Source organism: bacterium (assembly GCA_027622355.1).
Classification (GTDB): Bacteria; UBA8248; UBA8248; order UBA8248; family UBA8248; genus JAQBZT01.
Genome location: JAQBZT010000046.1, coordinates 1 through 13,048, shown reverse-complemented (window position 1 = coordinate 13,048; position 13,048 = coordinate 1). Strand labels below are relative to the sequence as shown.

Here is a 13,048-nt window from a genome sequence, read left to right as displayed (position 1 = left end):
GGGGGCCGCCCGCCGTGCTTCATCCTTCAACGAAGCGGCGGCGGCCTACTATCAGAACATCGGCCCGCGCCGCGCGATCCGGGACGCCAGAGGCGTGCTGCGCCAGGATATCGCCCGCGCGCTCGGCCGGGCGGAAAAATTGCGGGGGCGGCTCGAGGAGGACATCCGCGAGAGCGGGAAGGACGAGGAGGCGCGCGAGATGGGCGAGTGTATCCTTCGCCACATTCAGGAGATAGACCCCCATGCCTCCTCGTTTTTCGCCGAAGGGCGGCGGGAGATCGCGCTCGATCCGCGCTATTCGCCCTCCGAGAACGCCCAAAAGTATTTCCGGCGCTACAAGAAACTCAAGCGCCTGCGGAAAATCGCCGCGGGGCGCCAGACCGAGAACGGCCGCTTCCTGGATTTCCTGGAGAACCTTCTCTTTGACGCGGACGAGGCTGCATCGGTGCAAGAAATTATCTTCCTGAAGGACACTTTCGATAAATCCGGGCTGGGCAGCCGGCAACGGGACAAAAAGAAGCGCCCCCGGAGAAAAAAGGAGGCGGCCGCCGCAATATCTCCCTTCCGGCAATTTTCCGCTCCCGCGGGGTGGCGGATTTTCGTGGGAAAAAACGCCGCGGGCAACGATGTGCTTGTCCGTAAAATCGGCCGGGCGGGAGATCTGTGGCTTCATGCGAAAGGAATGCCCGGGAGCCACGTTCTTCTTCGGGGCCCGGAGGGCGGAGAGGGCGCCCAACCCCCGGATGCGGCCCTTGAGATGGCGGCCCGGCTCGCGGCCCGCTTCAGCCGGGGAAGAGAGAGTGGAAAGGTCTCCGTGGACTGCGTGCCCTTCCGGCGCCTTCGCCGGCCCCGGGGCGCCCCGCCGGGCTTCGTGACCTACACCGGCCAGCGGACTCTCATCGCCTCCCCGGCGGACCGTGAGACCCTGGAGGAATCCGCCTCCCGAGGGGAGGGATAGAATCGCCTATTCGGGCTCCGGCAGACGGATGACGATTTCGCCATCCTCCTGGATCAGGCATTGGCAGGCCAGCCGGTAGTCGCCCGGCTCCCATCCGTAGGCATCGAGCGTGTCGAATTCATCCTCATCCTGGGGCGAGAGATGCTCCCCCCCGGAAACGACGATGATCTTGCACGTGGAGCACGCGCAGTTTCCCCCGCAGTCGTGCGGATGATCGACATCCTGCTCCAGATTGGCATCGAGAATCGATTCCCCCTTTTCCGCGTTGTATGAAAGATCCAGGCTTTCGATTCGGATTTTCGCCATGCAACTTTCCCTTTCGCGCACAAGACCGCCGGGGAAAAAGATTCCCAGCGGAAAACTCTTAGAGAGCAGGAGATTGGTGCGCCGGATGTGATTACGACGATTGCTGCGCTTTGTGCGCCTCTTCCCGCTGGCGCTTGAAGTTATAAGCGACGACATCTTCGCGGTCCATCTCGTGGATGGCTTCAAAATGAAGCGCCACTTCCGTGGCCCGCCGGCCGGAGGAAAGCTGTACCTCTCCCAGTTTGACCACCTTGCCGATGGCGCCCACCACCGCCGGATGCTGGGGAGGAAGCGTCATCAGTACGCTGACGAGATCGCCCTTGGAGAACTTCTGTGCGGCGATCATCCGCATTCCACCGGCGGAAAGATCGACGCACATGCCCTTGCTCTTCTTGGACTGTTCGGCCTTCTTGCCGGAAACCGCGGAGAGAACGTTGTCCAGTTTTTCCTCCAGCTGCCGGATGGCGCCCATGATTTTCTGGAACAGCAGGATCTGGGACTGGCTGGCGCCCAGCGCGAGAAACTGATCCGTTTCCTCTCCGCCCATCCCGGAGAGCTGTTCGCGATCCACGGTCCGCTTCGATTCATAGAGCTTCTTGAACGCGGGGAGTTCCTGTTCGGTGATCATCTCGAATTCCACCGGAAAACGCTCTTCCGTCCGCGCAAAGCCCCGGTTCTGTCCGCTGTCCTTGCCTAGGACTTCAAATTCTTCTTCCGCCATGTTTGCCCCTCTCAGCCGTCGCCACGGCGAAGGCGCGCTATCTCCCTCTGCCGCTTGAAGATATAGGCGATGAGCCGTTCCCGATCTTCCTCGTGGATTGCCTCAAAGTTGCACGCCGTATCATAGGTGGAATCTTCTTCTTCCTTGTCCACGCGCACGACCCGCGCAAGGGCCACCACCGTAGTGGGCGGTGCCTCGGGAGTGGTGATTATAACTTTCACGTACCAGCCCTTGGAGAGCGGCCACCGGGTGGAAAATCGCACTCCGGACGCCGACAGGTCAATGCAGCTTCCGATCTCAAACGCAGGGCCCTTCGAGCGATCCTCCGCGAGGCCCCCTCCCACGAGGAGACGATCCAGCTTGTCCTCGATGCGCTCGAGAATCCTCAAGAGGGCGGAATCCGGCGCGCCGGCGCTGGTCAGTTTCGCCTCTCTGGACGAAGGCACCGGAAGGCCCTCTTCCTGCCGCATGTTCGTCGGTTGGGAGGAATAGAGCGGGCCGAATTCCTTGAACTCTTCTTTCGACACGGGCATGAAATAAACCGAGAAAGCTTCGGCGGATCGGATGTGGGCGCGGTCCTTGTCACCCTTTCCCGGAAAACTAAAACTGTCGTCGAAACTATCCTCAAATTTATCCGCGGGCATTTTCACCTCGTTTCATGAAATGCGTTTCAAAAATCCATCACCGGCTGACACCCTCGCGGGAGATGATGAGCTCCACTCTCCGGTTCCTTGCCCGATTTTCTTTTGTCAGGGCATACAGGGGCCGGAATTCGGCATAGCCCACCGCCGAAAACCGATCCGCCGCCACACCGCCTTCGCTGATCATGAAACGGACGACCGAGGCCGCGCGGGCGGCCGAGAGCTCCCAGTTGGAGGGATAGGGCCCGCCCTTGGGGGGAACGTCGTCCGTGTGGCCCTCCACGATAACCCGGTAGGGCAGCTTCCGGATGGTCTGGACCACATCCAGAAGAAGGGGCTGGATGCCTTTCTCCAGCGTCGCCGAGCCGGCACGGAAAAGCGCCCCGCCCACGATGTTGAGAACCACCCCTTTTTCGTTCACCTCCACCTTGACCACATCTTGCAGGTTTCCGTCCTTGATGACCTGCGACACCTGGCTTCCCAGGTTATTAAAGGAGGCTTCCGACTCCTTCTCGGCCACCATGAGTTTTTCTTTCGAGGAGAGAGAGGCGCCCAACGCTTCCTGGATAGACTTGACCGCCTTGCTGTACTTGCCAGGATCGGGGCTCGATATCCCCATCAGCAGAACGAAAAAGGTCAACAGGAGGGCCATCATGTCCCCGAAGGTCATGAGCCACTCGTCGCCGCCGCCCTCGTCTCTTTTGGGTCTTGCATTTGCCATCGTTTAGCTTTCCGTCTGTTGCTGTTTTTCCCGCCGGAGCATCCGCTCGAAGTGCTGGATGCGCTGTTCGGGCTGGAGGTGCGCGTTCAGGCGCTGCTCCAGGAGACGCGGGTTGTTCCCCTCCTGGATCATGAGAACCCCCTCGATGATGATCCGAATCTGGAGAACTTCCGTTTCCGATCGGCTCGTCAGCTTTTCCGCAACGGGAAGAAAAAATAGGTTGGCCCCCAGCGCGCCATAAAACGTGGTGATAAGGGCAACCGCCATCCCGGGCCCGAGATTTTCGGTTCCGCCCGAGAGGCTCCGGAGCATGGAGATGAGACCGATCAGGGTCCCGATCAATCCGAAGGCCGGCGAGAAACGCCCCATCGTTTTGAAGATGTAGGCGCCCTCCTCATGCCGGGCATGAAGTCCCTCGAGTTCGGTCTCCAGCACCGCCCGAACCAGTTCCGGCGGCTGACCGTCGATGATCAGCTGCAGTCCCAGCCGCATAAAGCGGTTTTTGACGCGGCCGGCGTCCTCCTGAAGACTCAGGATGGACTCTTTCCGAGCCTTGTGCGCCAAACGGACGATCGCGGATATGTACGCGCTCGGATCCGCGATTTCCCGTCCGAACGCGGTTTTCAAGACCTTAAAAACGCCGATCACCCGCGGGAGCGGAAAACTGATGAGGGCCGCGGCGAGCGTCCCCCCGCCGACAATCATTATCGAAGGGGGATCATAGAAAATTGCGATCCCCCCGGAGGTGAGGATGGCATAAAAAAGAAGGCTCCCGCCGACAACAATTCCGATAACAGTAGACACGGCGGATCACCCCTCCAGGGCTAGGGCAAAACCAAAAAAATATGGCTCTGAGCCATCCTTTTCCATCCTAACCATTATGCGGATAAATGGCAGATTCCTCAATCCTCGGTTGAAGCAGGCTCCACCTTGCCTTCCGGGGGGTAAATCGTCATCAATTCGGTCCAGGCCCGGGGGGATTGGCGGAGAAGGTACTCCACCGCCTGGGCCACCATGACGGGGGGCACCATTTTCTCCAGGTCAAATCGTCCGGGTATGTCCCGCCAGAGCCCGGTGGCTGTGGCCCCGGGCCGAAGGATGGTCAGGCGAACACCCGCCGGGCGGAGTTCCTCGACAAGCGCCCGGGTCATGCCCTCCAGACCGGCCTTGGCAGCGCAATAGGCGGCCCCTCCGGGAAACCCGATCACCGCCCCGATCGAGGAGATGTTGATAACATCCCCCCGGCTCGATTCCAGCTGCGGCCGTAGCCCCCGGATGAGCAGATAGGGTGCTTTCAGGCACACCGACAAAGTCGCTTCGAATGCCTCGGGAGTGAGATTCTCCAGCGCCTCAAACCCGGCCATTCCGGCGTTGTTCACCAGCGCGTCCACGCCCCCGAGCCGCTCTCCGGCGGCAGCGGCCACCGCACCCACCGCGCTCTCGGAGGTGAGATCGCAGGGATGGGGAAAAATCTCTCCCGCCAGCGGCTTCGCCTCATGGGACAAGGAAGCGAGCGCCTCCCCGCCGCGGGCGATGGCCAGAACACGCGCCCCCCCACTGGCCAGATGCAGGGCGGTGGCCCTTCCGATGCCGCCGGTGGCGCCCGTCAGGACGATCCGCCTTCCCTCAAGCCCTCTTCTTTCGCCGGCGCCCATCTAGGCTTCCTCGAAAAATTCGATGTCTTCTCCATAATAATCCACGAAATTTCTCTCGTTCTCGTACAAGCGGATCCGGAAAAGAAGCGGCGGCGGAATGTCCTCGGTCATATTTTCCCAAATGGACACGGCAATATTCTCCGCCGTGGGAATTCTGCCCTTCATGTAGAAAGCGGCATCTTCGTTCAAGTTTTTGTGATCGAGCGGATCGATGATTTTTCTGCGCATGATTTCCTTGAGTTCGGACAGACTGAAAGCCATCCCGGTCTGCACATCCACCGGTCCGCGCAAAGTGACTTCCACGAGGTAGTTGTGTCCGTGGTAATGCGGATTGGCGCACTTGCCGTAGAGCGCATGGTTCGTTTCATCGGAAAAATCATGGCTGTACAGCCGGTGTGCGGCGCTGAACTCTCCTCGGCGGGTAATCTCGGCGATAGAAATCGGCATTCCCCCTTTCCGCTTTCCCCTCGGCCGCGGTCACGGTGATGGCCATGCCAAGGCCGGGCGGGAGGATTGAGCGATTCGTTCCGATTTGGTAGTTTTCCTTTAAATAAGATACTCGCTTCGTTCATTTTTCCGCAAGGAGATGGCCATGCCGAAACGTCCGCAGAGCTTTCCCGCTCCGGCAAAAACGCAGGGTTTTCTAAAGGTAACCGACGGAATCCATGCCTACATCGGCGGAAACGGGGGGACGAACTTCGGCCTGGTGCTCACCAACGACAAGCCCGTCATCATCGACAACGACATCCGGGCGCGGAAACCGTTTCTGGCGGGCATGCGCCGCATCACCCGCAAAAACATCGGACTGGTCCTCAACACGCACCACAATTTCGATCACACCTCGGACAACGCCTATTATCACGGCCGCGGCGCCATCTCGTTCGGCTGCGAGCTGATCCGGAGCGAGATGGAGCGCGAGCGCGATGCCGGCATCTGGGTCAAGCAGATGGTCGGCCGCGGGCCGCGCGTGGATCATCTGGTCGGAAAACTCGACATCTCCCCGCCCCACGTTTCATTCGAGGAGATGATCACCATCCGCTACGGCGGCAGAACGTTTCAGCTGATCTACATCGATCATTGCCACACCCTCGGGGATTCCATCGTCTGGATGCCCGATGAAAAAGTTTTATTCGCGGGAGATATCCTGACGTACAGGACGCATCCGGTGGCGCGGCTGGGAAATTTCACCAACTGGATCGAAGCCCTGCGCGTTCTCAAGAAGATTCCCGCCCGCCACATCGTTCCCGGGCACGGCCCGCTCCCACCGAAGGGAAGCGGCATCGTGGACGAGACGCTGGGCTATCTGACCAAACTGCGAAGCCGCTGCCAGGCGGCGCTGCGCAAGGAAGGGAGCCCCGTCAAGGCGGCGGCCCAGGTGCGGATGGACGAGTACCAGAAGTGGTTCCGCGCGCCCATTGTCAAGGAAAGCGCTCTGCGGATGTCCCGGGAGCTTCGCAAACTTCAGGGAAAACAATAGCCCGGCGCTAGCGCCACGCCCCGGGAGGGGGCTCTCCCTCGAAATACCCCGGCGGCGCCTCTCCGCGGATGCGGCGGGCCCTCAGCCGCCCTTCCGGCAGCGAGAAGCGGCTCTCGACCTCGGCCGAGGCGGACCAGGGCGCTTCGTTTTCGAAACCGCCGAGGCGAATCTCCCCCTCGACAATGAGGATATCCCCTTCCACCCGCGGCGTCTCCCGGACAACGCCGGTCCGCTCGTCCCAAAAGCGGACCGCTCCCTTCAGGGCCTCGAACGCGTAGAGCACGCCGCCGCGCCGCCAGGATACCGCCGCGAATTTGCCCCCGCCCTCCCGCCGGGTCATGTCCGCCACGCTCGTTCCCAGAATGCACAGCCCGCCCCACACGATGGGAGGCGCCATGACCCAGCCGGAGATGTTCTCCACCCGCCAGCGGAAATTCCCGCTTCGCCGATCGACGGCAAAAGCGATCGCCCGCTCCTTGTCGTTCACCGCCCCGAAGATGACCGCGTCATCTGCGGCGTAAAATTCCGTCCGGATCCCCAGGCGGGCCAACAACTCCTCGGGTGATACGCCCATTTCCTCTCCCCTCACCGGCCGGAGCGAATCGCTTTCCGGGGCCCGTGCGGCCCCCAAGTGCGCATCTTAAACGTCCGCCCCCTCCCCTTCCAGCCATGCGGGGCAAGGAATTTCCGCCATACGCCCGCCGGCGGCCCCCCTCCTCCTCCCGGACGGTGGCTTGGCAAGCGGACGAAAATAAGGCTCAATACGTACGCAGCGCAAAACATTCTGGCAACCGGGATTGCGACCTCCCACAAAGGAGTTCCCCCATGGCCGTCATTACGGTTTCCCGCGAATACGGGACGGGCGGCATGAAGATTGCCCGCGAAGTAGCCGATCGCCTCGGATACAGGTTTATCTTCCGCGAAGAGTTGACCCAGAAAATCCGGGAAAAGGGCCTGGATGTCGATCTGGACCGCTTTGAAGGAAGAGCCCCGACATTTTTCGAACGCCTGTTCAAAATCGACCGCGAAAAACTCATGGAGAAAATCCGCGAAACGATGCGGGAAGAGGCGGACGCCGGCGATGTCGTCTTCGGCGGCTGGGGCGGCCAGACCCTCCATAAGGACCGGAAAGACACCTTTCACGTGCGGATTATCGGGACGACCAATTCGCGCGTCCGCTATCTGATGGACTCTTCCGGCATGTCGCGCTCCGGGGCCGAGGAAAGCGTTCATCAGGCCGATCGGGATCAAAGCCTTTTCTCGCAATACTTTTTCTCGGCGAACTTCGCCGACCCCATGCACTACCACCTGGTCATCAATCTCGATCAACTCTCTCACGAAGCGGCGGTCGCGCTTTTGATCGACGCTTTCCAGAAAGCCATGGGCCTGCCGGAGCAGCGCCCCGCCTAGGCGCGGATCCGGGATGCCTGGGGTTTTCGCGCCGGGCGGATGCCCATCAGGACTGCGATGACCGTGAACACATTCATGGCCAGCGTGAGCCAGAACGCGCTCTGATAGTTCCCTTGGACATCGAAAAGGTAGCCGGCCAGCCAGGGCCCGACGCCCGAGGCCAGCCCGGAGCCCATCTGGCTGAAGCCCAGGATCTTTCCGAAGCTTCTGCCCGGAAATGCATCCGCCTTCAGCGAAACGAAAACAGTCGCCCGCGCGCCCGCGCCCAGGCCGTAGAAAAAAATAAAAAAATAGGCCAGATACAATCGCCCCGCCGTGAGCCACATCAGGCACAAAATGCCCAGCATCCCGAAAAGGGTACTCAACACATAGGCACTGCTTCTGCCGGTGCGATCAGCCAGCCAGCCGCCGCCGATGCCGCCCATCGCCCGCAGTACCGCCATGCCGCCCAGAAAAGAGGCCGCCGCGATCCGGGAGATGCCCACATCCACCATGTGCGCCACCTGGTGGACGCCGACGATGCTGAAGGAGACTCCCGCAAAAATACCCGCCAGAAAAAGCAGCCAGAACGTACTGTTGGAGAGCGCCCGCAGCAGCGTCCAGTCCTCCTCGCCGCTCTGGGATGCAGCCTTTTTGGTGACCGCCGGCACCGGCCGGTGAAAGGCGAAATTCAGGGGAAAAAGGAGGATGAAAATGCCCGCCCCCAAAAGCAGGTACGCGCTGCGCCAGCCGACCCATCCGATCAGGTAGGCCGCCAGGGGAATCATGACAAAATTCCCGAAACTTCTTCCCGAGAGGGCCAGGCCGAGGGCCGTGCTGCGGCGGCGCAGGAACCAGCTGTGCACGACGGCGCTCGTGGGGATGAAGCCGATCAGCGTGACGCCCAGCGCCACGACGAGGCCGTAATACACATACAGGGCGGGAAGATTCGAAAGGGTGGACATGAGGGCGAGGCCCGCCGCAAGCACCCCGATGCCGGCGGGTATCACCCGGCGCGGCCCCCATCGGTCAATGAGGGCGCCAATCGCCCCGGCGGAAAGGGCGAACGTCACCATCGAGGCGGAGAACGCAAGCGCCGTATCCGCCCGCGACCATCCGAACTCATCGAGAAAGGCGACGTAAAAAACTGGAAAAGTGCCGACGATGGAGCCGCCGATGGCCAAAGTGAAAAAAGTGGTTCCCACCACCAGCCATCCGTAATACCGGGGGTCGCTTTCCGGAAGCTGCGGAGAAAACCAGCCCTTCATTCCCGGTTGTCCCTCACGTCAATCGAAAGGACGGGCGCCGCGCCCATGAACGGGAAAAGACCGGCTTCTCGGCAACCTCGAATCAGTTCGAGGAAAGCGGCGCGTGCACCAGGAGAAATTGGGCGGCCGACTTTCCCTTGTTCTCGAAATGCAGATGCCCGTTCGATTGGCAATGCAGCGCGTCGCCCTCTTTCAGGCGAAAAGTTTCCTCGCCGCGAAAAATGGAGAGTTCGCCCTTGAGGCAATAGACCAGATGCTCTTCCCCGGCATGGGCCGTCACGTTCCGGGTCCGGGCGCCGGATTCGAGCGTCCGGTAGAGTCCCTCGAAGGTTCCCCGGCGGAGTTTTTCGGTCAGAACCTCTGTTTTCCCCTCCTGACCGCTCGCCAGCATCGTCCGCTCCTTCTTCCGGATGACGCTCACTTCGGGAAGATCGGTGTCCTCTTCCATGAAATAGGTCACGCGACGTTCCAGCGCCCTGGCCAGCTTCACCAGTGTCGTCACCGTCGGCACCATCCCATTGGTTTCTATTTTGTAAACGCCCGCGGGAGATACCCCCGACAAGTCTGCCAGTTTCTGGATCGACAAACCCTTGCTCTTTCTCAGCTGCCTGACCTTCTCGCCGATCCGAACCTCATAGACCAGGCTATTTTGATCTTTTTTCCTTGTTTTTACATTTTTCTTCGCGTTGTCCGGGGTCTTTAAATCCGTTGATGCACGTTTCCTTACCATGATTTTTGCGTTACCTCACATCGAAAAATTGACAGGACTTAACACCCCGCCCTGAACAACAGGCGCGGGAACTCATTTCCAAAAAGCCCCGAGAGGGAATACTACAATCCGAAGTTTCCCTGTTACCTTGCTACCAATCGGTCAAGGCGGGCAAAACATATCACTGGCGAATGCAATTGTCTATATCTTTGGTTCAGGATTACACGCGCATCGGCATGAGCACATAGGTATAATTCTTCAGCTCGGAAGGGATAATAATACCAGGACTCAGGGAATCCTTCAGTTCAAAGAATATGTGAGAGTCCTCTAAAATGTTCAGCGCTTCCAGACAGTAACGGGAATTAAAACCGATCACCAGCTCTTTTCCCGAGTAATCCGACTCGAGCACTTCCTGGGCCTCGCCGGATTCCGAACCGTTCGTCGTCAATACAAGTTGGCCTTCCCCAAAAACAAACTTCACCATCCGGGTTTCGCTGGAGAGAAGCGACACGCGGCGAAGAGCGTGAACCAGCTGCTCCCGATCCACCTGGATCCGGCTCTCGTTTCCCTCGGGAATCACCTGTTTGTAGTTCGGGAACTGGCCGTCTATGAGGCGGGCGGAAAGCTCCAAGTCCCCCATGCGGAAAATCACGTGGCTTCCCTTCAGGGCGATCTGAACATCTCCCTCCACCTCCGCCAGGAGCTTCACCAACTCCCCCAGCGCCTTCTTGTGGACGATTACGCCCTCCTTCAGGACAACGCCCGGGCACTCTCTTTCGATCAAGGCAAGCCTGTGGCCGTCGGTGGCGACCAGACGGAGATTCTTCCCCTCCGTCTCCATGTATACGCCGTTGTAGGTGTACCGGGTCTCGTCGGTGGAAATCGCGAACATCGTCTTGCGGATCATCTCCAAGAACACTTCCGAGGAGAGCGACTGGGACTTGTCCTCGTCCGCCTCGGGGATGCTGGGAAACTCCGAGGAAGGAAGACCCGGAAACCGGAAATTCGCCCGCGCGCACTCCAGGCGGACCCATTGCCCTTCCTGCTCCGTGATGTGCACCTCGGCATCGGGAAGCTCGCGGACGATATCGAAAAGCTTCCGCGCGTTCAGCGTGATCGAGCCGCCCTTGCGGACTTCGGCCTCGAAAACACCGCGCAACCCGATGTCCAGGTTCGTCCCCTGAACGAGGATATTCTTCTTCCCTTCTGTGGAAATGAGGGCGTTCTGCAGAATCGGCATCGCGCTGCTTCGCGACTCCACCACTCCCTGGACGCTTTGCAGCGCCCGGTGGAGCACATCCCGCTGAATGACTATCTCCACGTCGGCCTCCCGAGGTAACCGAAAAACTCCGGATTTGAAGACAACTCACGCGCCACACAGTCCCTGCGTGAGTTGCGGCGGTTGAGATTTTCGGGCACTTCTCCCTATAAACCAAAGGACCTTCGGGGGCAAGTGGGCCGCCGCGAGATCCGGGGAGCCGGCCCTGGAAGCGGAAAGACGGACCCGAGGCTAACCCACGAGAAATGTTGACGTTTCACTTTGCCGAAACACTTTCGCTGGAGCGCCCGCATGCCGCGGCCCCTTCAAATCCTCCACATATATGCACATCCAGACGATGAATCCTTCGGGAACCCGGCGACGATCGCCCACTACGCCGCAAGGGGCACCCGGATAGACCTCCTCACCGCCACCCGGGGCGAGGCTGGCGAGACGAACGGCCGGTGCCCCGCGGACCGCCTCGGGCCCGTGCGGGAGGCCGAGCTCCGCGCCGCCTGCCGGGTGCTGGGCATCGCCGGACTCGCGCTGTGGAATCTTCCCGACGGCGGCCTCGCGGACATTCCGGATGAAACCGGCATTCGGATGGTCCGGGAAGCCATCGGCCGCTTCCGCCCCTCGGTGATCGTCACCTTCGGCGAGGACGGCATCACCGGCCACACGGACCACGTGGCCATCAGCCGCTGGACCACACAGGCCTTTTTCGAGTACAAAAAAAAGGCCGGCGAAAACGGACTGCCCCGTCTTTACTGGCGCACCACCCCCGCCCACCGGAAAGAAGCGCTCCAGCGGCCCGACCTCATCTTCCGGAACGACTTCACCACCGTCATCGACGCCCGCGCCCATGCCGCCGTGCGCACCGCCGCCGAGGATTGCCACAAAAGCCAGAGAAGACACACGGACTACGCCCGCCTCACTCCGGCCGGCATGGGAGGGGTGGACTACTACATCCGTCTTTACCCGGAATGGAAAGGCGGCCCCCTGGAAGCCGATCTGTTCGGGGGCTTGTATCACTCCCCCGGCAGCACTTTCCCGTAGGAGAGCCGGTAGCAGCGGCTCGCCACCGGACCGGCCCAATCGAGATGGTGAGTGCTCATGACGATCATCTTGCCCGTACCCACAAGCATCTCGATCGTTTCACGAAGGCGCAAGGTCTGTTCCGCATCGAGCGAGACTTCCGGCTCATCGAGCAGCAGCGCCTCGGCGCCGGTCGCCAGCGCGCGGGCCAGCGCCACGCGCTTTTTCTCTCCGCCGGAGAGCTCGTTCACCCGCCGATCCGCCAGATGGGAACATCCGGTGCGCGCGATCGCCTCCCGGGCCTTGGCCTCGGCTTCCGCGCTCTCCACCCCTTGCGCGAGCGGGCCGTAGGTCACGTTGGCAAACACCTTGCCGCGGAAGAGAACCGGATCCTGCGAGAGATAAGTCACCCGCCTGCGGTGCGAGAGCCCGCCTCTTCCCAGCAAGACGCGCTCCCCGCCATAGCGCACTTCTCCTCCGCTGAGCGGCTGCAGGCCGGCCATCACGCGCAAGAGCGTCGTCTTGCCCGAGCCGTTCGGCCCCGCCACCACGCTCAACCCGCCGGATGGAATTTCCAGGGACGCGACATCGAGCGCGGCAATTTCGTTGTAGTTCACCCGGACCTGGGAAAAAGTAAACACCGCCGCCTAGAACCTCTGGAGAAAGCGAAAAGCGAGATTCGTCGAGAAAACGATAACCAGAAGGACCAGCCCCAGCGCGATCCCGTAGCCGAAATCCCCCTTCATGCTCTCCAGCGCGATGGCCGTCGTCAGGGTGCGCGTGTAGCCCGCGATATTGCCGCCGAGCATCATGGCGATGCCCACCTCCGAAACCACCCGTCCGAACCCGGCCAGCACCGCGGCCACCAGGCCGAACCGCGCCTCCCGGATGACTGTCCAGGCTGCCCGCC

Annotated in this window: 17 protein-coding genes; 4 read left to right on the top strand and 13 right to left on the bottom strand. The window is 61.0% G+C overall.

The window, feature by feature from the left end:
• Positions 1–958: NFACT RNA binding domain-containing protein (locus O2807_04485; protein MDA0999762.1), on the top strand; the 958-nt coding region annotated here is incomplete at its 5' end.
• A 6-nt stretch (positions 959–964) separates the two neighbouring features.
• Here the strand turns inward: O2807_04485 and O2807_04480 are convergent.
• The 7 genes from O2807_04480 to O2807_04450 all read right to left on the bottom strand — a co-directional run bounded on the left by O2807_04480 (position 965) and on the right by O2807_04450 (position 5,449).
• Positions 965–1,264: a 2Fe-2S iron-sulfur cluster-binding protein gene (locus O2807_04480; protein MDA0999761.1), complete on the bottom strand. Its 300-nt coding sequence runs from the start codon at positions 1,262–1,264 to the stop codon at positions 965–967.
• Positions 1,265–1,355: 91 nt separating this feature from the next.
• A complete protein-coding gene (locus O2807_04475) occupies positions 1,356–1,985 on the bottom strand; it encodes a PilZ domain-containing protein (GenBank protein MDA0999760.1) in 630 nt (209 codons plus the stop codon).
• 11 nt (positions 1,986–1,996) lie between these two features.
• The gene (locus tag O2807_04470) at positions 1,997–2,629 is read right to left on the bottom strand and encodes a PilZ domain-containing protein (GenBank protein ID MDA0999759.1); all 633 of its coding nucleotides are present in this window, start codon (positions 2,627–2,629) and stop codon (positions 1,997–1,999) included.
• A 37-nt stretch (positions 2,630–2,666) separates the two neighbouring features.
• Complete coding sequence (locus tag O2807_04465; protein MDA0999758.1) at positions 2,667–3,347, bottom strand: flagellar motor protein MotB; 681 nt, start codon at positions 3,345–3,347, stop codon at positions 2,667–2,669.
• Positions 3,348–3,350: 3 nt separating this feature from the next.
• Complete coding sequence (locus O2807_04460) at positions 3,351–4,151, bottom strand: motility protein A (GenBank protein MDA0999757.1); 801 nt, start codon at positions 4,149–4,151, stop codon at positions 3,351–3,353.
• Between the two features lie 98 nt (positions 4,152–4,249).
• Complete coding sequence (locus O2807_04455) at positions 4,250–5,002, bottom strand: SDR family NAD(P)-dependent oxidoreductase (GenBank protein ID MDA0999756.1); 753 nt, start codon at positions 5,000–5,002, stop codon at positions 4,250–4,252.
• Entirely contained in the window at positions 5,003–5,449 is a 447-nt protein-coding gene (locus O2807_04450) for a 6-carboxytetrahydropterin synthase (GenBank protein ID MDA0999755.1), read from the bottom strand.
• Between the two features lie 145 nt (positions 5,450–5,594).
• On the opposite strand from O2807_04450, the gene O2807_04445 reads away from it, so the two are divergent.
• Positions 5,595–6,479 (top strand): MBL fold metallo-hydrolase, encoded by an 885-nt coding sequence (locus O2807_04445; protein ID MDA0999754.1) that lies wholly within the window; start codon positions 5,595–5,597, stop codon positions 6,477–6,479.
• A 7-nt stretch (positions 6,480–6,486) separates the two neighbouring features.
• Here the strand turns inward: O2807_04445 and O2807_04440 are convergent, their stop codons facing one another.
• Entirely contained in the window at positions 6,487–7,053 is a 567-nt protein-coding gene (locus O2807_04440) for a hypothetical protein (GenBank protein MDA0999753.1), read from the bottom strand.
• Between the two features lie 251 nt (positions 7,054–7,304).
• Between O2807_04440 and O2807_04435 the strand changes: the two genes are divergently transcribed.
• A complete protein-coding gene (locus tag O2807_04435) occupies positions 7,305–7,889 on the top strand; it encodes a cytidylate kinase-like family protein (protein MDA0999752.1) in 585 nt (194 codons plus the stop codon).
• On the opposite strand, the gene O2807_04430 is transcribed toward O2807_04435, so the two are convergent.
• The 3 genes from O2807_04430 to dnaN form a co-directional block, all read right to left on the bottom strand.
• Entirely contained in the window at positions 7,886–9,136 is a 1,251-nt protein-coding gene (locus O2807_04430; GenBank protein MDA0999751.1) for an MFS transporter, read from the bottom strand. The genes O2807_04435 and O2807_04430 overlap by 4 nt on opposite strands.
• 82 nt (positions 9,137–9,218) lie before the next feature.
• Positions 9,219–9,866, bottom strand: coding sequence for an XRE family transcriptional regulator (locus O2807_04425; protein MDA0999750.1), 648 nt, complete (start codon positions 9,864–9,866; stop codon positions 9,219–9,221).
• Between the two features lie 199 nt (positions 9,867–10,065).
• Entirely contained in the window at positions 10,066–11,166 is a 1,101-nt protein-coding gene (dnaN, locus tag O2807_04420; protein ID MDA0999749.1) for a DNA polymerase III subunit beta, read from the bottom strand.
• A gap of 249 nt (positions 11,167–11,415) precedes the next feature.
• On the opposite strand from dnaN, the gene O2807_04415 reads away from it, so the two are divergent.
• Positions 11,416–12,159: a PIG-L family deacetylase gene (locus O2807_04415; GenBank protein ID MDA0999748.1), complete on the top strand. Its 744-nt coding sequence runs from the start codon at positions 11,416–11,418 to the stop codon at positions 12,157–12,159.
• Here O2807_04415 and O2807_04410 read toward each other — a convergent pair.
• Positions 12,132–12,779, bottom strand: coding sequence for an energy-coupling factor ABC transporter ATP-binding protein (locus tag O2807_04410; protein MDA0999747.1), 648 nt, complete (start codon positions 12,777–12,779; stop codon positions 12,132–12,134). The genes O2807_04415 and O2807_04410 overlap by 28 nt on opposite strands.
• Positions 12,780–12,785: 6 nt before the next feature.
• The coding region (locus tag O2807_04405) for an ABC transporter permease (GenBank protein ID MDA0999746.1) at positions 12,786–13,048 on the bottom strand (263 nt) is incomplete at its 5' end.

Coding starts and splice junctions, on each gene's coding strand:
- O2807_04430 (MDA0999751.1), bottom strand. CDS start 9,136: ATGAAGGGCTGGTTTTCTCCGCAGCTTCCGGAAAGCGACCCCCGGTAT.
- O2807_04455 (MDA0999756.1), bottom strand. CDS start 5,002: ATGGGCGCCGGCGAAAGAAGAGGGCTTGAGGGAAGGCGGATCGTCCTG.
- O2807_04415 (MDA0999748.1), top strand. CDS start 11,416: ATGCCGCGGCCCCTTCAAATCCTCCACATATATGCACATCCAGACGAT.
- O2807_04435 (MDA0999752.1), top strand. CDS start 7,305: ATGGCCGTCATTACGGTTTCCCGCGAATACGGGACGGGCGGCATGAAG.
- O2807_04470 (MDA0999759.1), bottom strand. CDS start 2,629: ATGCCCGCGGATAAATTTGAGGATAGTTTCGACGACAGTTTTAGTTTT.
- O2807_04480 (MDA0999761.1), bottom strand. CDS start 1,264: ATGGCGAAAATCCGAATCGAAAGCCTGGATCTTTCATACAACGCGGAA.
- O2807_04440 (MDA0999753.1), bottom strand. CDS start 7,053: ATGGGCGTATCACCCGAGGAGTTGTTGGCCCGCCTGGGGATCCGGACG.
- O2807_04475 (MDA0999760.1), bottom strand. CDS start 1,985: ATGGCGGAAGAAGAATTTGAAGTCCTAGGCAAGGACAGCGGACAGAAC.
- O2807_04450 (MDA0999755.1), bottom strand. CDS start 5,449: ATGCCGATTTCTATCGCCGAGATTACCCGCCGAGGAGAGTTCAGCGCC.
- O2807_04465 (MDA0999758.1), bottom strand. CDS start 3,347: ATGGCAAATGCAAGACCCAAAAGAGACGAGGGCGGCGGCGACGAGTGG.
- O2807_04445 (MDA0999754.1), top strand. CDS start 5,595: ATGCCGAAACGTCCGCAGAGCTTTCCCGCTCCGGCAAAAACGCAGGGT.
- O2807_04425 (MDA0999750.1), bottom strand. CDS start 9,866: ATGGTAAGGAAACGTGCATCAACGGATTTAAAGACCCCGGACAACGCG.